16 protein-coding genes and 1 pseudogene are annotated in these 22,246 nt (G+C 49.9%); 15 read left to right on the top strand and 2 right to left on the bottom strand.

Annotated features, from left to right (window positions below; translation table 11 throughout):
• Window positions 1-19 precede the first annotated feature (19 nt).
• The 5 genes from BN2762_RS24025 to BN2762_RS24005 all read left to right on the top strand — a co-directional run bounded on the left by BN2762_RS24025 (window position 20) and on the right by BN2762_RS24005 (window position 7,566).
• Window positions 20-1,384: a J domain-containing protein gene (locus BN2762_RS24025; RefSeq protein WP_083485110.1), complete on the top strand. Its 1,365-nt coding sequence runs from the start codon at window positions 20-22 to the stop codon at window positions 1,382-1,384.
• Between the two features lie 19 nt (window positions 1,385-1,403).
• Window positions 1,404-2,102, top strand: coding sequence for a DUF1266 domain-containing protein (locus tag BN2762_RS24020; RefSeq protein ID WP_055109335.1), 699 nt, complete (start codon window positions 1,404-1,406; stop codon window positions 2,100-2,102).
• A 478-nt stretch (window positions 2,103-2,580) separates the two neighbouring features.
• Entirely contained in the window at window positions 2,581-4,155 is a 1,575-nt protein-coding gene (locus BN2762_RS24015; RefSeq protein ID WP_055109334.1) for a tetratricopeptide repeat protein, read from the top strand.
• An 80-nt stretch (window positions 4,156-4,235) separates the two neighbouring features.
• Window positions 4,236-4,775: a hypothetical protein gene (locus BN2762_RS24010; protein ID WP_055109333.1), complete on the top strand. Its 540-nt coding sequence runs from the start codon at window positions 4,236-4,238 to the stop codon at window positions 4,773-4,775.
• Between the two features lie 160 nt (window positions 4,776-4,935).
• On the top strand, window positions 4,936-7,566 hold the full coding sequence (locus BN2762_RS24005) for a calcium-translocating P-type ATPase, PMCA-type (RefSeq protein ID WP_055109332.1): 2,631 nt from the start codon (window positions 4,936-4,938) through the stop codon (window positions 7,564-7,566).
• A 240-nt stretch (window positions 7,567-7,806) separates the two neighbouring features.
• Here the strand turns inward: BN2762_RS24005 and BN2762_RS28115 are convergent.
• Window positions 7,807-8,028: pseudogene (locus BN2762_RS28115) on the bottom strand (transposase); the annotation flags it as partial.
• A gap of 868 nt (window positions 8,029-8,896) precedes the next feature.
• Between BN2762_RS28115 and BN2762_RS23995 the strand changes: the two are divergent.
• The 4 genes from BN2762_RS23995 to BN2762_RS23980 all read left to right on the top strand — a co-directional run bounded on the left by BN2762_RS23995 (window position 8,897) and on the right by BN2762_RS23980 (window position 13,260).
• Window positions 8,897-10,288 carry an ABC transporter substrate-binding protein gene (locus tag BN2762_RS23995; protein WP_055109330.1) on the top strand — a complete coding sequence of 464 codons (1,392 nt, stop codon included), beginning with the start codon at window positions 8,897-8,899 and terminating at the stop codon, window positions 10,286-10,288.
• 144 nt (window positions 10,289-10,432) lie between these two features.
• Window positions 10,433-11,275 (top strand): carbohydrate ABC transporter permease, encoded by an 843-nt coding sequence (locus BN2762_RS23990; protein WP_055109329.1) that lies wholly within the window; start codon window positions 10,433-10,435, stop codon window positions 11,273-11,275.
• A complete protein-coding gene (locus BN2762_RS23985) occupies window positions 11,275-12,111 on the top strand; it encodes a carbohydrate ABC transporter permease (RefSeq protein ID WP_055109328.1) in 837 nt (278 codons plus the stop codon). Before BN2762_RS23990 ends, BN2762_RS23985 begins: the two co-directional genes overlap by 1 nt.
• Window positions 12,112-12,228: 117 nt before the next feature.
• Window positions 12,229-13,260 carry a LacI family DNA-binding transcriptional regulator gene (locus tag BN2762_RS23980; protein ID WP_055109327.1) on the top strand — a complete coding sequence of 344 codons (1,032 nt, stop codon included), beginning with the start codon at window positions 12,229-12,231 and terminating at the stop codon, window positions 13,258-13,260.
• A 130-nt stretch (window positions 13,261-13,390) separates the two neighbouring features.
• On the opposite strand, the gene BN2762_RS23975 is transcribed toward BN2762_RS23980, so the two are convergent.
• On the bottom strand, window positions 13,391-13,783 hold the full coding sequence (locus tag BN2762_RS23975; protein ID WP_055109326.1) for a hypothetical protein: 393 nt from the start codon (window positions 13,781-13,783) through the stop codon (window positions 13,391-13,393).
• 194 nt (window positions 13,784-13,977) lie between these two features.
• Between BN2762_RS23975 and BN2762_RS23970 the strand changes: the two genes are divergently transcribed.
• From BN2762_RS23970 to BN2762_RS23945, 6 genes are all read left to right on the top strand, one after another.
• A complete protein-coding gene (locus BN2762_RS23970; protein WP_055109325.1) occupies window positions 13,978-14,247 on the top strand; it encodes a NifU N-terminal domain-containing protein in 270 nt (89 codons plus the stop codon).
• 204 nt (window positions 14,248-14,451) lie between these two features.
• Window positions 14,452-15,672, top strand: a complete 1,221-nt coding sequence (locus tag BN2762_RS23965; protein ID WP_055109324.1) for an NAD(P)/FAD-dependent oxidoreductase — start codon at window positions 14,452-14,454, stop codon at window positions 15,670-15,672.
• A complete protein-coding gene (locus BN2762_RS23960) occupies window positions 15,665-16,522 on the top strand; it encodes an RNA polymerase sigma-70 factor (RefSeq protein WP_055109323.1) in 858 nt (285 codons plus the stop codon). Before BN2762_RS23965 ends, BN2762_RS23960 begins: the two co-directional genes overlap by 8 nt.
• A gap of 123 nt (window positions 16,523-16,645) precedes the next feature.
• Window positions 16,646-18,520, top strand: coding sequence for a molecular chaperone HtpG (htpG, locus tag BN2762_RS23955; protein WP_055109322.1), 1,875 nt, complete (start codon window positions 16,646-16,648; stop codon window positions 18,518-18,520).
• Between the two features lie 277 nt (window positions 18,521-18,797).
• On the top strand, window positions 18,798-20,024 hold the full coding sequence (locus tag BN2762_RS23950) for a putative RNA methyltransferase (RefSeq protein ID WP_055109321.1): 1,227 nt from the start codon (window positions 18,798-18,800) through the stop codon (window positions 20,022-20,024).
• A gap of 733 nt (window positions 20,025-20,757) precedes the next feature.
• The gene (locus BN2762_RS23945; protein ID WP_055109320.1) at window positions 20,758-22,206 is read left to right on the top strand and encodes an aminotransferase-like domain-containing protein; all 1,449 of its coding nucleotides are present in this window, start codon (window positions 20,758-20,760) and stop codon (window positions 22,204-22,206) included.
• The last annotated feature ends 40 nt before the right edge of the window (window positions 22,207-22,246 follow it).

Here is a 22,246-nt window from a genome sequence, read left to right as displayed (position 1 = left end):
TTTACACCATGGGAAAAGGATGGCCGACAAAACAATGAAATACTGGGCTGTATTAGGGATTGACCCTACAACGGACGAGTCCGTCATTAAGAAGGCATACGCCAAACAATTGCAGGCTCATCATCCAGAGGAGGATCCGCAGGGTTACCAGCTTCTGCGAGAGGCATATGAATGGGCGAAGAAACACTCCAGAGCGCTGCACAAAGAAGAAGTCGACAGCGATATAGACGAGAGCGGATGGAGCGACGATAGATCTGGCATAGATCGCACCTATGAAGGAGTCGCGGTAACGCAGCATGAGGCATGGCAAGCTGCTCATCCTGAGTCCTCCGAGCCTGAACGTCATCCGGCGCAGCTGTTCTTTGAGCAAATGGAGGAGCTTTATGATGATTTTCCCCGCCGGATTGATCCCGAGCCGTGGAGAACGCTAATGACGAACGACTATATGTGGAACATGGAGTATCAGGGTGAGCGGCTGGAGGGGCTATTGCTGTTTTTGGAGGAGCATCGGTATTTGCCGCGGGCAGTATGGGAGGTTTTGAACCAATCTTTTCAATTGCTGGAGCAGAAGGAAGCTTTATTTGATCTTTATGATGAGGACGAAATAAACTATGTCATCGGCCAAATTCAGGGGACCTCCGAATTAAGGTATGATTGCTTTGCAGGTAAGGCGCTTGATTTTGATATCGAGCACTATCTCAAGCTTAGGCAGAGTGCCCAAACCTTGCTTATGGAGGATAACGCGGAGGCAGCAAAGGATGTTCTGGCTGAAGCCCATGCGTTGTTTCAGGAGGATCCGGATCTGCAGCTTATGCGAGCTAAATGTTACATAAGACTCGGGCAGAAGCCCGTGGCAATGTCTTGCCTGCAGCAGGTACTTGAGCTTAAGCCGAATGAGCATGAGGCCCGCTTGCTGTTAGCACAAATATTTTATGAAGAACGAAGGTTTGACGAGGCATTGAGAGAATGTGAATTTTTACAGCAGCAAGAGGTATTGAACCAGGATATTTTAAGCATCTACGGCAATGCCCAAATCGAGCTGGGAGCTGTCGAGAAAGCTTGGAAGCAATACACGCAAACCAAGCTCCTGTGGCAGGAATTTTACCATTTCCGATACAATTTGCTATTGCTCCGGCTGAGAAATAAGCATCTGTTTTCCCAAGAGCACAATCCCCATTATGCCGAGTTAAAAAAGGTGATCCGCAAGAACAACAGGTGGGTTTACGGTTTTCTCTTGTTTAGATTAAGCTGGCTGTACCTCTTATTATTCGGGCTTGCTTATTGTATATTTCGATTGCCTCCGGTTTTTCTGGTGTTTTTGCCCATCATCCTATGCGGAAGCGCTTGGAAGACCTTAAGAACAGCGAGGATGTTCTTCTCATGATCAGGGAGGTTGTTCTAGTATGACTAATCCATATACCTTTTCGCAACGGAAGCGCTTGGAGCGGTATTTTCGCTGTCTCACGGCAAGCTGCCTTCAAGGCACGCTCAAAAATTATTATGTAGCTTATGAATTTGGCCTTGCGGAAAGGCTGGTTCGGAAAAGCATGATTCGTGAAGTGTTCAAGCACTGGAGTATCACGGATGCCGAGAGCTTGAAACGCCAAATCCGCTGGCTGATGGAGGATGGGGGGCGGGGGGAATACAAAAGCAGGCATATGCACCTCCTAGCACTTACAGAAACGGCGCGCCAACGTTATATCGAAGCTATAAAGGAGGAGAATGACGAGAAAAATAATGGGAAATGGGATGTCGTGGCCAAATGCCTGCACCAGCTTCCTTCGGGGGATATTAGGGCATACGGCCTGGCTTGGGCCATTTTATTGAGCCGGATTGGGAAAGTGAAGCGTTTCCTGACGAAAGAAGAGGCATGGAACATTCAGCTGGAGGCTGCAGGTATGCTGCAGCAAACCTATAACAGCTGGGAGGATTTCTATTTGGCTTATTTGTGTGGGAATCATTATTTTGCGGATAAGCCGGGGATTCACCCGTATGTGATGGTTTCGGGAATGCATGATTTATTGTCCGAGAGCACCTTGTTATATCGCAAAATAAAGTGGGAGCAGCCTCTGCAGCCCGTGGAGCGGGCAGCCCGCCAATAGATTCGCGGGGCATATGACATCCCATCAGCGTAATCGTCGAAAAAAACTCGACATTTTTGCTTAATGGATTATTCGTCATCGTATCGATCAAGTCTGCGAGCATCCTGCGGGGAGATCGAATTGAACTTGGCCACACCATACGGCTCTTAAGCTAGTGGCGGGTTCAAGCTCTCGCCTGTGGACAGGCCAGGATTGCAGCGCATTCCGTTATTTCTTTGGCATCGATTACAGAGAAAATGCTCGGCCCGCCATAGGGCAGCTTGGCTGTCCAACTAGCTCTGTGCTGAAGTAAGCTGCCGCTATAGTAAGGGGCTCGCTTGCCCCTGCCGTTTTGCTGCCCCTCGATCAATTGGTATTCTTCATTCCCTTCTCAGTAACGTGTTGCCAACTAAAATGACGCGGTATAAGGTAAATAATGAATAAAATTTAAGAAAGAGATGATAGTCTAATAGGCGAAGAAAGGCGGAAGGATGCAGCGATGAAATATTGGTCAGTACTAGGCATCGAGCCTACGGCGGATGAGTCCATAATCAAGAAGGCGTACGCCAGGCGATTGCAGGTTCATCATCCAGAGGAGGATCCCGAGGGCTATCAGCTTTTGCGGGAAGCGTATGATTGGGCGAAGAAACGGGCGAGAACGCTTCAGGCTGAAGAAATACACCGCGATGGCATAAATGAGAGGATGTGGAACGATAGAACACACGACATAGACAACACACACAACATAGAGGCCCGTAACATAGAAGATACACACGACATAGAGGATAAATATAACATAGACGATACAAACGACATAGAAGATACATATAACATAAACGATGTAAACGACATAGCGGATACATACAACATAGACGATACATATGATATAGACGATACATATGATATAGGCGATACCTTTGACTTATATGACAGGGACGATACTTATGAAGAGACGGCGGTTAAACAGTATGCCTGGCAGGCCGGTCATTCTGAGCCATTTCAGCCCGAATCTCCCCGGGACCAGGTGTTTTTTGAGGAAATGAAGAAGCTGTATGATGATTTTCCGCGCCGGATTGACCCGGAGTCGTGGAAGGCATTGATGACGAGCGATTTTATGTGGAACATGGAGTACCGGAATGAGCGGCTTGGCAGATTGCTGCAATTTTTGGAGGATCATCGGCATTTGCCGCGAACGGTATGGGAGGTATTGGACCAAGCGTTTCGACTGCTGGAGCAGAAAGAATATTTATTGGAAGCCTATGATGAGGAAGAGGTCGCCTTTATCATCGGACAAATTGAAGGCAAGGCAGAGCTAGGGTACGCCTGCTTTGAAGGCAAGCGGAAGGACTTCGATATTGAGCGCTACCTTACGCTCCGGCATAAAGTCCAAACCCTGCTCATGAACGATGACCCGAAGGCGGCTATGGAGGTTATCGGCGAGGCAAGCTCCATATTCCAGGGGGATCCGGATTTGTTGCTATTGCAAGCTAGGTGCCACATCGAGCTTGGGGAGAACTCGCAAGCGATGTCTTGTCTGCAGCAGGTACTAGAGCTTAAATCAGAAGCTTACGAAGCCCGCCTGTTGATTGCTCAGATCTTGTATGAGGAACAACGCTTTGATGAGGCCGAAAGAGAATGTGAATATCTGCAGCAGCAGGGATTTTTGAGTCAGGAACTGCCAAGTGATACTGGAGGCTCTTCCGAAAGCCATGAAATAGAAAATATCAAAAGGGGAGTGGCAGGAGGAGTTCTATTCATCATCTCCAAGCTCCTTCAGTTTTTTCTATTCCCGGAGCACGCTGGTTGGTACGATTATCTTGGCTTGATCGTTCCGCTTGCACTTACGATCGGTATTTACCGCAAAAGCCTAGTTTCCGCAGTATTGATGCTGGCTTATTTTGTAGCATTTACTTTATATCAATATGCATTCATTAAGCTTGAGGACGGACCACTTTATATTACCCTAATTTCTGCGATTCTTATTGTTTATTTATGGGATGGCGTCAAGGGGACATTCACTTATCATAAATATAAGAAAAGACGACAGCTTCGATTTCTCCTATTTGGAAGATAAAAGGGATTCAGGGCGGCAATTGCTCTGGGCAAGACTGTATTTTGTTTTTTGCTAAGTAAGCTTGAAGTGGAGGACGCTTAATGGATCCGCAAAATAAGATAACGAATCAAGTGATTTCTGCTAACTTGAAAAATGTATTTAAGAAAGCGAAGAGGAATCAGCGAGGCGACTTGGTGCTCCGGCATTCAAGGTTTATTCGGTTAGCAGTAATACTGCTGTTTTTGATCTTCGCAGGCGGGACGGTCGTGATGTTCTATAGCGGCAGCAGCCTGGAGGTCTTGGCCGCGCTGGGAATTCTGACCGTGGCGCTTGGGCTGTGGGGACTAGGATTAATCTTCTCACGAATTGTCGTAAGTGATCATATGATTACCTCTTATCAATGGAGCGGCAAAAAGAGGCTGAACCTATACGAGCTTACGGAGATAAAATATAGTCAGCTTTGGGGCGGAAGCATAGTTTTGCATAGCCGCCATGGAAATTTGTTAGTGCCTACTGATTATGCAGGCACTGCGGAATTTGTGCAGATTTTGAAGGAGAAGCTGGGTGAGGAATTTTGTTCGGAAGCTTCGTTTGCCATCTTCTTACGAAAAAAAGAAATGAACAGCAGGCGAAGCTACTAAGCTTATTGCAAAGTCTGAAGCGGTGTTCTTTTTTTGAGTACATTTCGCCTTCACAACCGTATAAAGTAATAATCCGGTCGATTATTTCTGATCGATTAGGTTTACAATATATTAGGGAACGAAGAATACATAATACCAACATAATAAGAGGTGTTTCTGGATGTGGCATGCGAAAACGCAGGAAGAAGTGCTCAGCGAGCTTAAGGTCGATCCGGCAAAAGGGCTTTCCGGGGAAGAGGTTCGCGATAGGCTGGAGAAGCATGGCCCGAACAGACTTAAGGGCAAGCCGAAGAAGAGCATGCTCGCTCTGTTTTTGGCGCAGCTAAAGGATATGCTCATTTATGTCCTGTTGGGCGCGGCGATAGTTACCCTCATCGTAGGGGAATATGTGGATGCCATCATCATACTTGCCGTTGTCCTGCTTAATGCAGTGATCGGCGTCTTCCAGGAGCATAAGGCAGAGAAGGCAATCGAAGCCTTGCAGCAGATGACTACGCCGAGGTCGCTCGTCCGCCGTCAAGGAGAGGTGAAGGAGATCAAATCCGAGGACATCGTGCCTGGAGATATCGTCATACTGGATGCAGGGCGATACATCCCCGCCGATCTCAGGCTGATCGACAGCGCCAATTTGCAGATCGAAGAGTCTGCGCTGACCGGGGAATCCGTTCCTTCGGACAAGGACGCCGGTGCACGGCTTGAAGATCCCAAGACACCGATCGGGGACATGTCCAATATGGCCTTTATGTCTACCCTTGTAACCTATGGAAGAGGGGAAGGCGTAGTCGTAGCTACCGGCATGGACACGGAAATGGGAAAAATCGCAACGATCCTCGACGAGGATACCCGGGAATTGACCCCGCTGCAGAAAAAATTGGAGGAGCTCGGCAAGACGCTCGGCTATATCGCCATCGGCATCTGCGTATTGATCTTTGTGATCGGGCTTATTCAGAAGCGGGATCTGTTCGAGCTGTTCCTGACGGCCATCAGCTTGGCGGTAGCGGCTATCCCGGAGGGGCTTCCGGCCATCGTTGCGATCGTGCTTGCGCTCGGCGTGACCCGAATGTCCAAGATCCATGCGATCGTGAAGAAGCTACCTGCTGTAGAGACGCTGGGGTCGGTCAGTATTATTTGTTCCGACAAGACAGGCACGCTTACCCAGAATAAAATGACGGTTGTGAAATACTACACGGCTACACCACTCGGCGATGGGCCTCCGGTAGAGCTCATTAAATCCTTTGTGCTCTGCTCCGACGCTACCCATGAGAACGGGGAGAGTACAGGCGATCCGACGGAAGTAGCTCTTGTCATTTACGGCGAGCAGAATAACATCATGAAGAAGTCACTGGAGGCGGAATACAAGCGGGTGTCCGAGAAGCCCTTCGATTCCGACCGCAAGCTCATGTCTACCTTGAACAAGACGCGAGAGGGCTATCGTGTCCATACCAAAGGAGCCATAGACCAACTGCTGAAGATCTCGACCTCGGCTGTGGTAGGGGGCGAGGTGGTTCCCCTGACTGAGGATCTGAAGCAGCAGTATTTGCAGGCGGCGGAAGGCATGTCGGACGACGCTTTGAGGGTGCTTGGCGCTGCATACAAAGATACCGTGGAGCTGCTGGAGCCGGATGAGATGGAAAAGGATTTGACGATCCTTGGCTTCGTGGGCATGATCGATCCGCCGCGTACCGAGGTGAAGGATTCCATTCGAGAAGCGAAGATGGCAGGCATTACTCCCGTGATGATTACCGGGGACCACCGGAACACTGCCGTGGCGATCGCCAAGGAGTTGGGCATCGCGAGCTCGATCGAACAGAGCATGACGGGAGCCGAAATCGACGAGCTCTCCGAGGAGGCGTTTGCCCAGAGAATTAAGAACATTCGGGTATTCGCGCGCGTGTCGCCAGAGCATAAAGTAAGGATTGTCAAAGCTTTCAAGGCGCAGGGGAACATCGTATCGATGACCGGTGATGGGGTGAATGACGCGCCATCCTTGAAGAGCGCTGATATCGGTGTTGCGATGGGCATTACCGGAACGGACGTATCTAAGGGCGCCAGCGACATGATCCTCACCGATGACAATTTCACTACGATCGTGCATGCGATTCGGGAAGGGCGGAATATCTACGCCAATATCCGTAAGACGGTCACCTTCCTTCTTTCCTGTAACTTCGGTGAGGTTGTAGCGATTCTGGCCTCGATTCTGTTCTTCTGGCCGCTGCCGCTTCTGGCTACCCAGATTCTGTGGATAAACCTGGTGACAGATACGCTGCCGGCTATCGCGCTTGGCGTCGATCCCGGCGAGAAGGATGTCATGAAGCGGAAGCCAAGGAATCCCAAGGAGAGCTTCTTCGCGGGAGGAGCCGCCTTCCGGGCGATCCTGGGGGGCATCCTGATCGGCTCCCTGACGCTGGTGGCTTTCTATTTGGGGCTCAGAGAGCACGGCTACGGCCTGAACTCGGCGAACATCTCCGAGGAGGCGATGATGTATGCCCGGACGATGGCCTTTGTCGTTCTGGCCGCCTCTCAGCTGTTCTACTCCTTTACGAAACGCAGCGATACCAAGTCCATTTTCCAGGTTGGCTTATTCTCCAACAAGCTCCTTGTCGGAGCGGTTCTTGCAGGGCTGGCCCTGCAGTTTGCTTCGATCAGCATTCCGTTCCTGGCGGCGGCCTTCAAGGTGCATAACCTGTCACTCGCTGATTGGGGAGTGGTGATTGGCCTGGCCCTTATTCCGCTAATCATTAACGAGCTGATCAAGGTGTTCATGCGGAGGGGCGCGGCGAAGCAAGCTTAGGAGCATTCCATTCCGCACCGTGCACCAGCATCAACTTGCGAGGTTTGGCTGCACGACAGCGGTCGGTGGGCCATTAAACCCGTTGTATGATATTAGGGAATAAATGATCAAATATTCTGTGCAAAGCAAGGGGCTATCCAATAAGTCCCCTAAAAGGTTGGAGGGAAAACGTAAAGTTTCCTCTCCAACCTTTTTTACGGTCACTGCTTTGCAGGAAAGCAGCGAGGCGGATGCCTGCTATTTCAGTAGATTGTGGGCTAAGGCCACAAGCCCAAACTGCACATGAACCTTGTCCCAGCCTCTTAGGGAAAACGTGCAGAACAATCGGTTTCCCTTGATATGACCAAACACGCTCTCTGCCTCGAGTTTCTCCTGATGTAGCAAACACGCTCTCTGCCTCGAGTTTCTCCTGATGTAGCAAACACGCTCTTTGCCTCGAGTAGCTTCTGAAGTAGCAAACACGCTCTTTGCTTCGAGTAGCTTCTGAAGTAGCAAACACGCTCTCCACCTCCGGTTGTCTTGAGTGTAACCCAACAAACTCTCCACCTCTCGTTTACGCCAGCATGAATTTGCGGATTTCACGTTCTAGCGAGCACGAATTGAGGCTTTCTCGTTCTAAATGGAATTATGGTAGTTAATTTCTGCGGCAAAGTAAGGAAAGCAGATTTAGATGGATTTCATGTCATTATAAGAGGGGAGATCGCTATCATAGGCTGAATTCTTGATTTTAATTACATAAAATCCACCTAATCCCCCAAAACATTCATTTAGAGCCAAATTAGATACATGAATTCCATTTAGTGTTCGATTTTGATAGCTCATGTTCGATTTTGATAGCTTATGTTCGAGTTGAAGCTCATGGCCGAGTTTGATAGCTTACCGTTCGAGTTGAAAGCTCATGTTCGAGTTCAATAGCCTAGGCTCGAGTTTATTTTCGATAGCTTAAGCTCATGTTCGAGTCCAATAGCTTGTATAAAATGAGCCAAAGAATAGGACGCAGGCAAGGCAGGAAAGAGAGCCATTGATTCCGCAGAGAAACGGATAGCTTTCGAAAGGAAGGGGCGCCCCTCAGTCGTCTATGATGACTTATGAGACGGCCCCTTGCTTTGTTTTGGGAAGTTAAACAGCTTCGTCCTGGGAATATTTTTGGGAAATTGATAAATGGGATTGCGAAATTCCGGTTTCGTATGTTACTATTGCCTTGTCATCGAAAACGTTACCGGCAAGGATTCCGAACACGTTTTCGGAAACGTTTCCGTAAACGCTGTCATGATTGTTGCACAACGTTTTCACACGAATTAAATTTTATTAATGGAAGAGGGGTCTAGACATGGACAAGCTGAAGAGAATGCTGGGGATTATGCTTGTATTCACTCTGGTGACTGTGCTAGCTGCGGCGTGCGGCAAGAGTGATGATTCGGCTGCCGGGGAGAATGGCGGCAAAGGCGAAGGAGCCTCTGGCGGAGCCAAGGAAATTTATTTCCTGAACTTCAAGCCGGAGATTGCGGAAGTGTATGAGAAGATCGCGAAGGATTATGAAGCGGAAACAGGGGTTAAGGTTAAAGTCGTAACGGCAGCGAGCGGTACTTATGAAACGAAATTGAAATCGGAAATTTCAAAGAAGGATGCGCCGACGATTTTCCAAATTAACGGACCTGTCGGCTACCAGGCTTGGAAGGATTACACGCTGGATCTGAAGGACACGAAGCTTTACAGCTACTTGTCTGATCCGAGCCTCGCGGTAACGAGCGAAGGCGGCGTGTACGGCATCCCTTACGTCGTGGAAGGCTACGGCATTATTTATAATGATGCTATTATGCAGAAGTATTTTGCACTGCCGGATAAAGCGGTTTCGATTTCTTCGGCATCTGAAATCAATAATTTCGATACGCTGAAGGCGGTTGTCGAGGACATGACGGCGAAGAAAGACCAGCTTGGCATCAAAGGCGTCTTCGCATCAACCTCGCTTGGTGCTGGCGAGCAGTGGAGATGGCAGACGCACTTGGCCAACCTGCCGCTGTACTATGAATTTAAGGACAATACGGAGTTCGACAACACCGTGCTGGCCGGTCTGGCATCGAATGAAGTGCAGTTCAAATATGCGGACAACTTCAAGAACATCTTTGACCTGTATACGAACAATTCAGTAACGAAGGGTGCGCTGCTGGGGGGCAAATCTGTAGCAGACTCCATGGCGGAATTTGCGCTGGGCCAGGCGGCGATGGTTCAGAACGGCAACTGGGCCTGGGGCCAAATCAACGAAGTGGGCGGCAACGTGGTTAAGGCAGAGGATATCAAGTTCCTGCCAATTTATACCGGAATGAGCGGAGAAGAGAAGCAAGGGCTGGCCATCGGTACTGAGAACTATCTCTCGATCAACAGCAAGGTGTCGCCTGAGAAGCAGCAGGCTTCAATCGATTTCCTGGAATGGCTGTTCACCAGCGATAAAGGCAAGGCTTACGTATCCCAAGAACTAGGCTTTATTGCACCGTTCAACACGTTCAATGAAGAGGAGAAGCCGGCCGATCCGCTGGCTAAAGAAGTGATGACCTGGATGGAGAAGGATGTGACCTCTGTTCCATGGACGTTCGCGGCCTTCCCGAGCGAAGAGTTCAAGAATCAATTCGGTGATGCTCTGCTCCAATACGTTCAAGGCAACCAGTCCTGGGATGACGTCGTGAAGGTGTTCACGGAGAGCTGGAAAGCAGAAAAGGCGAAATAACGCCGAATGAATGCGATGCCACTGGACTTAAAGATAGAAGGGCCGGTGGCATCGCGTCCTATTCATACGATGGTCCATACGATGGTCGGCGAGTGAACAGGCATTCGAATCATCATGTTGAATACTGAGATAGGAGAAGAAAACATGCAAAAGTCGATGAAAAAATATTTTGCCCTTTTTGCATTGCCTACGATCATCGCCTTTTCGGTAGCTTTTATCATACCGTTCCTGTTAGGTGTATATCTTTCCTTCACGGAATTTACGACCGTGAACGATGCAAAGTGGGTAGGATTTAGCAATTACGTCAAAGCGTTCTCGAATCAGGACTTTCTGAATGCGCTGTGGTTTACGGTGAAGTTCACCGTGGTCTCCGTGCTTACGATCAATATATTCGCCTTCATTCTCGCCATGCTGCTGACCCGGGGGAAGAAGGGGACCAACCTGTTCCGCACGGTGTTCTTCATGCCGAACCTGATCGGCGGAATCGTGCTCGGTTATATCTGGCAGCTGATCATTAACGGCGTGCTGTATAAATTTGATCTTACCCTAACGTTTGATCCGAAATATGGCTTCTGGGGACTCGTCGTGCTGATGAACTGGCAGTTGATCGGTTACATGATGATTATTTACGTCGCCGGCATCCAGAACGTTCCTAAAGACGTTATTGAGGTAGCGAAGATCGACGGCGCCTCCCGGTTTCAGGTGCTGCGCAATGTTACTCTCCCTCTGGTGATGCCTTCGATTACGATTTGCTTGTTCCTGACGCTATCGAACTCCTTCAAGCTGTTTGACCAGAACCTGGCTCTGACGGCTGGCGCGCCTGCGAAGCAGACGGCCATGCTGGCGCTGGATATTTACAATACCTTCTACGGCAAGACAGGGTGGGAAGGCGTGGGCCAGGCCAAAGCTGTTGTGTTCTTCGTGCTGGTAGCCTTAATCGCGCTGGTTCAGCTTCTAATGACTAGAAGGAAGGAGGTCGAGAGCTGATGCAAAAGGCAAATAAAGGAGCGGACGCTCTTCTGTTTCTCATTTTGTTCATTCTGGCGGTCGCATTTATTTCTCCGATCCTGATCGTACTGATGAACTCTTTCAAAGGAAAATTCTATATCAGCGACACTCCGTTCCTGCTTCCGAATAACGAGACATTCGCCGGGCTCAGCAACTATACGAGCGGGATTGCCAAGACGGACTTCATTTCGGCGTTCGGCATGTCACTGTTCATCACCGTCTGCTCCGTGGCCGTCATTGTTCTGTTCACGTCTATGACCGCCTGGTATATTACGAGAGTTAAGACGAAGTTTAACCAATCGCTGTATTATATCTTCGTATTCTCCATGATCGTTCCGTTCCAAATGGTCATGTTCACGATGACCAAGACGGCCAACGTTCTGAATCTCGACAACCCGGTTGGCATCATCCTTATATATTTAGGCTTTGGATCGGGCTTGTCCGTCTTCCTGTTCAGCGGATTCGTGAAATCCATTCCTATTGAAATTGAAGAGGCGGTAATGATTGACGGCTGCAATCCCGCTCAGTCCTTCTTCAAGGTCGTTCTGCCCATTCTTAAACCGATTGCGATTACCGTCGCTATTCTCAACGTGATGTGGGTGTGGAATGACTACCTGCTTCCTGATCTGGTGATTGGCAGTGAATACAAGACGATTCCAATTGCGATCCAGTATCTGAAAGGCGGATATGGCTCGATCGACATGGGCGCCATGATGGCGATGCTGGTGCTGGCAATCGTGCCGATCGTCATATTCTATCTGCTCTGCCAGAAGTATATTATTGAAGGCGTTGTCGCAGGAGCGGTCAAAGGCTGACGGCATCAGTGCTTATCGGAGCAGTTTTTGCCTTGTTTTCTGGAACTTTAACTGCTATTCTTAGGAAATGTATATGGGGTATAGCGGTGTAGATTACGATGTAAGGGAAGAACTTATATGGCTTCTATTACAATAAAAGATATTGCTAAAATGTGCGGCGTCGGGGTAACTACGGTTTCTAGAGCCATCAACAATCACCCTGATATTAGCGAAGAGACCAAAACCATGATCATGAAGGTCATCAAGGACAATCATTACGTGCCGAACAACAGCGCGAGGAATCTGAAACGCTCGGTGTCCAAGACGATCGCGGTGCTGATCAAAGGGATTACCAACCCTTTCTTCAACCCGATGATCCAGGTGTTCGAGCGGGAAATCCAGCGGAGGAAGTATTCATTCATCCTGCAGCGGGTCGATGAGAAGCAGGATGAAATCGAGGTAGCCATCGAGCTGGAAAAAGAAAAGCGGCTGAAAGGCATCGTGTTCCTCGGAGGGTACTTCTCGCACTCCAAAGAGAAGCTGGATCAGCTGTCCGTGCCCTTCGTGCTCAGTACGATCGGGATGACGGAGGAATTCGATCCTAACGATTACTCCTCCGTATCGGTCGATGACGTGAAGGAGAGCTATAAAATCGTCGATTATTTATGCCACGAAGGGCATCGCAAAATTGCGATCATAACCGCGCCGATGGATGATGTCAGTATCGGGAAATTGAGATATGAAGGATATAAGAAGGCTTTGAAGCACCACGGCATAGAATATAATGAGCGGCTGGTGCGCTGCATGCGGGAGGACATCGAAAGCTACTCCATGGAGAACGGATATGAGGTGACCAAGGAGCTGCTGCAATCCGGCGAGGAATTCACGGCGATTTACGCGGTGTCTGACAGCCTCGCGATCGGGGCGTGCAAAGCGATATTCGAAGCCGGGTTAAGCGTGCCTGAGGATTATTCCGTCGTTGGCTTTGACGGGCTGGACATTTCCTTCTATTATAATCCGTCGATTACGACCATCAAGCAGCCGACCGAGGAAATAGCGCAAGAGACGATTAAGATCTTATTCGATTTAATAGACAAGAAAATAACTCATGCCCATAAAACCTTCCCTGGCGAGCTCGTCATTAGGAACTCTACCAAGCGTCTTCATTAGTCCAGCAGTTATCTGGGCTGGCGGCTGACGGCTGGCCTGAACAGGAGGATTTAAGAGCCCTGTCTCCCTCGGTATTGCTAGTGGAGAACAGGGCTCTATGTATGAGGCTGGCACACCTTTCGGAGGGCGGTCAGCTATTGGCACGGAACAGCTTCTTATCGAAGAATAAGATAACGATGAACAAGGCAATTGCGAGCAGCAGTACACAGGCTGGCAGGATGAAGGCAAGCAGGGTCGCCGTATTCTGCATTTTATAATAGACGAGCATGCCGAAGGGCATTAGTCCGCCGCCGATGAGACTGCACCATACGTGCAGCTTGGCCGTCCTGATCATGCTGATCTCTTTGAAGATGTAGTAGAACATGCCGTAGGCGAACAGGGTCAGCCAGCCGACGACGAGAATATGGGCATGGGCGGGAGTCAGCGTGTAATCATAACGCCCAGCCATATCCGCACCGATCAATGCGCCGATAAGAGAATAGATTGCCGCAATGCGGATTAACCATTTGCTGTATTTTACCATGACACTCTCCCTGAACTTATTTATAATGACTTCTCCAATATATATCCGGATTATGAACGCAAGATGAACAAAGTATGACAATGACGATCGAAATCCCCTAGTTCATGCTCGGCCGGGATGCAGTATGGGTGGGCTATTCGTCAAGCGAGACGAAGCATGCTACAATAGCGGGAATGGAAAGGAGTGATATAGCAATGGCATTGGAAGTTGATGTACAGGCCACCCCGAATCCGAACGCCGTGAAGATCAGTGCGAGCGCAGCGCTGTTCGAGGGTTCGCGCAGTCTATCCTTGAAGAGCGGCGAGGCGACCGACCACCCGCTGGCAAGCGCTCTGCTTGGCATTGAAGGCGTGGATAACATTTTTGGATTGAGAGATTTTGTGACGATTACGAAGAAGCCGGAAGCAGAGTGGGATTCGATTTTGGCGGAGGCGGAAGAAGCGTTCAAGAAGATTTATGGATGAGCCGAATTACAGCAAGCTTACGATAAGTCTGCGGAACTCAGGCGGGTAGTCATCAGGCAAGTGATCATTCGGACTTATCCTTAGGTAAAAATGGATGCTGGATAAAAAGGCGGTTCCTTCGGGGATCGCCCTTTTTTCTTGCTGTGTGTCACAAATCCGGCTCCGTTGCCGTCCCATGGGAAACGGTACAAAGGAGATGGGAAGATGAACGAGCTAACATGCCTTGTCGTAGGCGGGGGCTATGCAGGAATCCATGCGATCCATTCTATTCAGCAAGCTTTTAATAAGGCCGGGGGGACAAGGAGGGTACAAATTGTTCTGATCGATAAGGAGCCCTATCATTTGCGGAAGGTGCTGCTCTTTAAGCCTGCTGCTTATAAGGAGGAGATCACTATTCCTTTTGCACGCATGTTTCCGGATATCCAAGTGGTCAGAGGAACTGTCGGGTGGATCGATCCTGAGAAGAAACAGGCTCTCTATCGGGATGCTGAGGGCCAGGAGCATGCGCTTGCGTATGACATTGCTATAGTAACGGTTGGCAGCATCGCAAGAGCCCCAGAATCCGATCAGGGGGGGATTGCTCTAACGGGACTGGAGACGGCTGCGGCAATACGTCAGCAATGGCAGGAGAATTTGCGCCAAGCAGCAGGGGAGACCGACCCCGCGGAGAAGCAGCGGCTGCTGACGACGGTAGTGGCCGGGGCTGGTATTAGCGGAATCGAAACCTCGGCCGAACTAGCCTGGATCATGCGCCAAGAAGCCGAGGCTCTGCACATCGATCCGGAAATGATCAAGGTTTATTTGATCAATGCGCAAGCGAGGCTGTTCCCGGAGGGCCCTGCCAAAGTGGGGCGCAGGCTGGAGCATAAGCTTCATGATTATGGTGTAACCGTAATGCATGGAGTCAAGACGCTTCAGGAAAAGGAAGGGAAGGTGTCTTTATCTAGCGGCGAGGCTATTCCGGCGGGATTATGCGTGTGGACGCTGGGATTGCTGCCGAATCCTGCACTAAGGGAGATGGGTCTGCCGCTTACGGCTGACGGGCAGGTTATAGTAGATGCCAGCTACCGGGTGCAAGGCATGCCGGGGATATACAGCATTGGGGATTGCGCGAGAATCGTCGATCCGGCAACCGGCCGTGCTGACACCATGACATGCAAGGAAGGAGGCGCACAGGCGTCTAGGCTGGGAACGATTGTGCTGGCGGACTTGAATGGCCGCCCGGCTCCACAGCATAAGGGTTATATGGACGCGTACTGCTTCGGCTTGGGAGGGGAGCGGGGGATGGTCTGGACGCGGCAATGGGGGCTGGATATGATAATTACAGGCAGGCTGGGTTGGAAGGTTCGCCAATATACTTGGGATATCGCAAGCCTGTTGAAGCAGCCCCATCGGAAACTGCGAAAGGACGATGCCAATGCATGAGCTTTATGAAAAATACAGAAGATTGCTGTTTACTCTCGCCTACCAGTTGACCGGTTCGGCAGCGGATGCGGAGGATGCGGTACAGGAAGTATTCTTGAAGGTCTATGCCATGAATACGGACCATATCGAGGAGCCCAAAGCTTATTTATGCAAAATGGTGACGAATCGCTGCCTGGATTTACTGCGGTCGTCCCGGAAACGGCGCGAGCAGTATGTTGGCCCCTGGCTCCCCGAGCCCGTGCCAACGCCGGAAGAGGATGCCCTGCAAACGCTGATGCGCAATGAGCTCCTGTCGTATGCGATGCTCGTTCTCCTGGAGCGGTTGTCTCCAGCCGAACGGGCTGTCTTCGTGCTTCGCGAGGCGCTTGGCTTCGATTATTTTGAAATCGCCGGGCTGCTGGACAAGAGCGAGGCGAATTGCCGGAAGCTCATGAGCAGGGCCCGGGGGAAAATGGGGAATGACGCTGCCAGCATCCTAAACAACAGGGAAGCAGCAGGCCAGCGCTGGATTCAGGCCTTCTTGCTGGCGCTGGAGCAGGGGAATATGGATGTATTGTTAGCGATGCTTACCGAAGATGTCGCCGTTCTCTCCGATGGAGGAGGCAAAGTAGCGGCAGCAGTCCGTCCGGTCACATCGCGGGATCATGTCAGCCGTTTCCTGCTTGGTTTAATGCGGCAGCTAGTCCAGCAAGGGGATGTTTATTTCGAGCTGGCTTCGATAAATGGAGAAGCCGGCGTAATTGTTCGCTCGTCAGACAGCGTAAATACGGTTGTACTGCTGCACGTTCAGGATGGCGCAGCCCGCCGTATCTATTTTATTAGAAATCCGGATAAGTTAGCGCAGATATAGCATAACGGGTTGACTTTAAATTTTACTATATGGTATAAAAAAGGAAGAATTAGCACTCTGTAAACTTGAGTGCTAACAAGGGCTGGTGTCTAGAAGCAAAGGAACGAAAGGAGATTATTTTTCATGGCAAAGAAGCAGTTTCAGGCAGAATCCAAAAGATTGCTGGAAATGATGATCAACTCCATTTATACGCAAAGAGAGATTTTTCTAAGAGAGCTTATCTCCAATGCCAGCGATGCGATCGATAAAATATATTACAAGGCGCTGACCGACGACAAGCTCGTGTTCAACAGCGAGGATTACTACATTAAGATTACGCCGGACAAAGAGAACCGCACGCTGACGATTTCCGATACCGGGATCGGCATGACCGAGGAAGAGCTCGAGAACAACCTCGGGATTATTGCGAAGAGCGGCTCTTTGGCGTTCAAGAAAGAGAATGAAGCGAAGGACGGCCACAACATCATCGGCCAATTCGGGGTAGGCTTCTATTCGGCATTTATGGTAGCTGACGTGGTGACCGTGATCAGCAAGCCGTTCGGCAGTGAACAGGCCTTCAAGTGGGAATCCGAAGGGGCGGACGGCTACACGATCGTTCCATTCGATAAAACGACGCCGGGCACGGATATCATTCTTAAAATCAAAGAGAACACGGAAGAGGATCAATACGATGAGTTCCTGGAAGAGTACCGTCTAAGAGCGATTATCAAGAAGTACTCCGATTTCATCCGTTATCCGATCAAGATGGATGTAAGCGGACAACGTCCTAAGGAAGGCACGGAGAACGAGTTCGAGGAATACAAGGAAGAGCAGACGATCAACAGCATGGTGCCGATTTGGCGGAAAAATAAAAACGAGCTGACCGCAGAGGATTATGAGAACTTCTACCACGAGAAGCGCTACGGCTTCGACAAGCCGCTGAAGCATATCCATATCAGCGCGGACGGCGCGGTTGTCTACAATGCGATCCTATTCATTCCGGAGAACATTCCGTTTGATTACTACACGAAGGAGTACGAGAAGGGGCTGGAGCTGTACTCCAACGGCGTGCTGATCATGGACAAATGCGGCGACCTCTTGCCGGATTACTTCGGCTTCGTCAAAGGGATGGTCGATTCCGAGGATCTGTCGCTGAACATTTCCAGGGAGCTGCTGCAGCATGACCGTCAGCTTACGCTGATCGCCCGCAACATCAAGAACAAGATCAAGGGGCAGCTGCAAAGCATGCTGAAGGATGAAAGAGAGCAGTACGAGAAGTTCTACAGCTCTTTTGGCCGCCAGTTGAAATTTGGCGTGTATAACGATTACGGCATGCACAAGGAAGACCTGCAGGATCTGCTTCTATTCTACTCCTCCAAGGAGAAGAAGCTGGTTACGCTGGACGAGTACGTCTCTAGAATGCCTGAGGATCAGAAGTATATCTACTATGCTTCCGGCGAATCGATCGAGCGGATTGAGAAGCTGCCGCAGACGGAGCTTGTTGCCGATAAAGGCTATGAAATTCTATACCTCACCGACGATATCGACGAGTTTGCGCTCAAGATGATCCTTAAGTATAAGGAGAAGGAATTCAAATCGGTATCGAGCGGCGACCTCGGCATCGAGCCGGACGAGAAGGATCAGGAAACGGACGAGAGCAGCAACAAAGAGCTGTTTGAGGCGATGCAGGGCATTCTTGGCGGCAAAGTGAAGAGCGTTAAAGCCTCGAAGCGGCTGAAATCTCATCCGGTCTGCTTGTCGGCCGAGGGAGACCTGTCGATCGAGATGGAGAAAATATTGAAGGCCATGCCGAGCGGCCAGGATGTTCAGGCCGACAAAGTGCTGGAAATCAACGTGAACCACGAGGTGTTCCAATCGCTTAAGACGGCGCATGAGAAGGATAAGGAGAAGCTGAGCCTGTATACGAACCTGCTGTATAATCAGGCACTGCTGATCGAAGGCTTGCCGGTGCAGGATCCGGTAGAATTCACGAATGACATCTGCAAAATTATGGTGTAATCCCGGATATAATTCCCGATTTTACAATTGGGTCGGCTTTAAGTTAAAATGACGGAAGGAGCTTTTATTCTAAGCGCCTTTCGTCATTTTTTGTTGCCATGTTCAAGAATGCATGAGCTATAGTAGGAAAGAGGTTGCTATTGATGATCCATTACATTCGGTTGCGTTAATGAGAGGTACAGAAGGATAACCCCGGTTTTTAAGAATGAAGATGCCCGGGTTTATTTAGCTGTACCTTTTTTCATTAATCAAATACGAATGAATGGGGTGCGATAGCATGTTAAAATATCATACCATACCCGAGGGCATGGTCATTTGCCCTGTTTGCGCAGGTGCGCTTCGGCTGCAGGGCAATAGTCTGTTTTGCAGCAGCCGTCATTGCTTTGACATTGCGAAGCAGGGGTACGTCAACTTCCTGCTGCAGGCTCCAAAGGAGAAATACGGCAAGCGATTGTTTCAATCGCGTGCCCGAGTTAGCCAGGCTGGGGTGTTTCGCGGGCTGACCGACCGCCTGGGCGAGATCGCCCGGAACGAGCTGGAGCGGCAAGACTTGGAGCAGCGAGAGAGGCGATCGCAAGAGCTGAAGAAGCAAGGACTTCGGCAGCGAGAAATGTGGCGACAAGGACTTCAACAGCAGAGACTTCCTGAGGGAGAACTTCAACAGCGAGAACTTCGGCAGCAGGGACTCCATCAGGGAGAACTTTGGCAGCAGGGACTTCAACAACGAGAACTTCAGCGACAAGAACTTCAACAGCAGGGACTTCAGCAACAAGCTCCCGAGCAGCAGGAGCTGCAGAATAAAGCGACTAGGCGACAGGCGCTGCAGCGAGAAGAACTGCAAGAGCTGGAGCAGCAAAAAATGGCACAGCCCAGCCTGGGGCTAAGTTCGGGGGAAAGCTTCCATAATACAGTTGCGATATTGGATGCAGGCTGCGGAGAAGGCTCCCATCTATCGGCGCTAGTGCGCCAGCTGGCTGGAACGACAGGGGGCAGGCTTATCGCCGCAGGGATAGATATTTCCAAAGCGGGCATTCAATTGGCAGCCAGGGCAAATCCCGGAATGCTGTGGGGAGTTGCCGATCTTGCTAAATGTCCTTTTGCCAACGGTTCCTTCGATATTATCCTGAACCTCTTATCCCCGGCAAATTACTTGGAGTTTAACCGTATGCTTGCAGATGATGGCCTGGTGATGAAGGTCATCCCGGGCACGGAGTATTTGCAGGAGGTCCGGCGGGCGATGCACAGCAAGACGGAGCGGGGGACGTATTCCAATGAGAGGACGATTGAGCTGTTTCGCCGTCATTTTGAGCTTGTGGACATGCAGCAGGTAAAATACCAGCTTCTAATAGAGCAGAAGGAATTAGCGGATTTGCTGCAGATGACCCCGCTGGCCTGGCGGGCTACGGAGGAACAGTTGCGCTCGCTGCAGGCGATGGGCGAAAAAGCGCCAGTCATTACTTTCGATTTTGTAATTTTGATAGGCAAGAAGATATATATAAGATGAACTAAAAAAGTGGGATGCAGGCAAGGGAGAAAAATGATTCCGAAAGAAACTGAAGGCATTCTGAAAGAAAGCTGTTTTGATTGCATAGCTTATGAGCCTTAAAGCCGCTTGGGGATCATGGGATTGAGGTCTCCTTTGTAACCCGATTTTTTCCTATTATGAACCATATGATCAAAGAAATCTGGGAGCAATAGCGGTTGTAGGTAGGATTTTTGCGGAGCTTGCCCCGCATTCATTGCAGTAGCACTTGTCTAATATCTATTTCAATAGCAGTAGCACTTGCCACACCTCCATTTCAATAGTTGTTTATATTTTATAAGTGGATTTATAGCAATTAGTTTTTGCGCCAAGGAAGGGAAAGCAGAGTTAAATGTATTTCATGTCATTAGAAGAAGGAAGATGGCCATCTTGGGCTGGATTCTTGATTTGAGATGCATAAAATCCATCTAATCCGCTGAGATATTCGTTTAGGGCATAATTAGATACATGAATTCCATTTAGTGTGTACGACGCAGTTAGTGAATTCCACTTAGTGAATTCTACTTAGTGCACAACACAGCTTGGTGTAAGGCATCTTGCCCCACATCCAATTTAATTGTCCAACTTATAATAGGGAAAATATTAAACGAATCGCTGAAAGATGAAGGAGAACCACAACCTTGGCAATAATGCGGGGCTGTGGTTCTTTTGCCAATATGAATTCTATGCCACTATAGGGATAGGAGCGATAAAGATGTATCAGGATTTTGAATTGACCCAAGGCCGGCCGGCTTACGTTCAGGTGAAGGATTACTTGAAGCGCATGATGATGAAGGGTGTCCTTCAGCCGCATCAGAAGCTTCCTTCGACCCGGGAGCTCAGCGGGCTGATGAGCGTTAGCCGCAATACGGTGATTTCGGCATACCTAGACCTGGAGGAAGAGGGCTTGGTCTATACCGTGAAGGGGAAAGGGAGTTACATAGCCCAAATCACGACGGGCGCTGCTGCGCCTTCTTGGCGGCTTAACTGGCAGGAGCGTATGAACGAACGAGCCCGGCTGGCCGAGGAAATGGATTTGATGAAGCACGGGATACGCGCGGAAAGAGGCACGATATCATTCACGAGCATTGCCCCCAATGAGAAGCTGTTCGATCTCGGCAATGTGAAGCGGGCGTTCCTGGATCGAATGGCGGTGGAAGGCGAGGTACTGCTCAATTACGGCTATGCCAAGGGCTACAAGCCGCTGATTGATCTATTGAAGCAATATATGGAGCAAAAGGGCGTCGACTTGACCGGCAAGGATTTGCTTATCACGAACGGCTTCACGGAGGGGCTGGATCTGGTGCTGTCGGCCTTGGGGAAGCGAAGCGGAGCTGTCATATGCGAAAATCCGACCCATCACACCGCGATCAAAAATTTGCGTCTGCACGGGTACGACATTACCGGAATCAGCATGGAAAGAGACGGTATCGATTTGGAGCAGCTGGAGCAGGCTCTGTCGCGCCAATCCTTTGATTGCGCCTATTTGGTTCCTTCCTACCATAATCCGACCGGGATCGTGATGTCCCCGGAGAAAAGGCTGGAGCTGATGAAGCTGCTGACCCGCCATCAGGTCCCCGTCATCGAAGACGGGTTCAACGAGGAGCTTCGCTATTCCGGCTCTCACGTGTCTCCGCTGATTGCGGCGGCAGGCCAGGGCAATGGGGTAATTTATCTGGGCAGCTTCTCCAAGGTGCTGTTTCCCGGCCTGCGGGTAGGCTGGATTCTGGCGGATCAGGAACTGATTTACTATCTGGAAAGCCTTAAGCGGGCCCGGAGCATCCATACATCAACACTGGATCAATCGATCCTGTATCAGTACTTGTTAAATGGCAATCTGGATAAATATTTGCGGAAAGCCAGAACGGAATACAAACGGAAGTACGAGTGGACGAAGCAGTGCTGCGAAGCGTATTTGCCCTATAGCCAGTTGACGGGAGATGGGGGCTTGCATCTGTTCGTATCCTTTGCCGAAGGTGCGGATACGAGACAACTGCTGGAGCTTTGCAAGCAGCGGGGCGTTATTTTTACGCCGGGTGATATTTTCCATACGGATGGAAGCGGCCAGCATACAATGCGGCTGGGCTTCTCCCGCGTGAGCGATGAGAATATTGAAGCTGGGATTAGAATCATTGGCGAAACGGCCAATGAGCTGTTCGCTTAGAAGTAATTATACTTCAATCCTGGTTATGATCGATTCTCGC

The organism is Paenibacillus ihumii (assembly GCF_001403875.1).
Taxonomy (GTDB): Bacteria; Bacillota; Bacilli; order Paenibacillales; family Paenibacillaceae; genus Fontibacillus; species Fontibacillus ihumii.
Note: the sequence above shows the minus strand (reverse complement) of the source record. Positions and strands in the feature narration are given on the sequence as shown.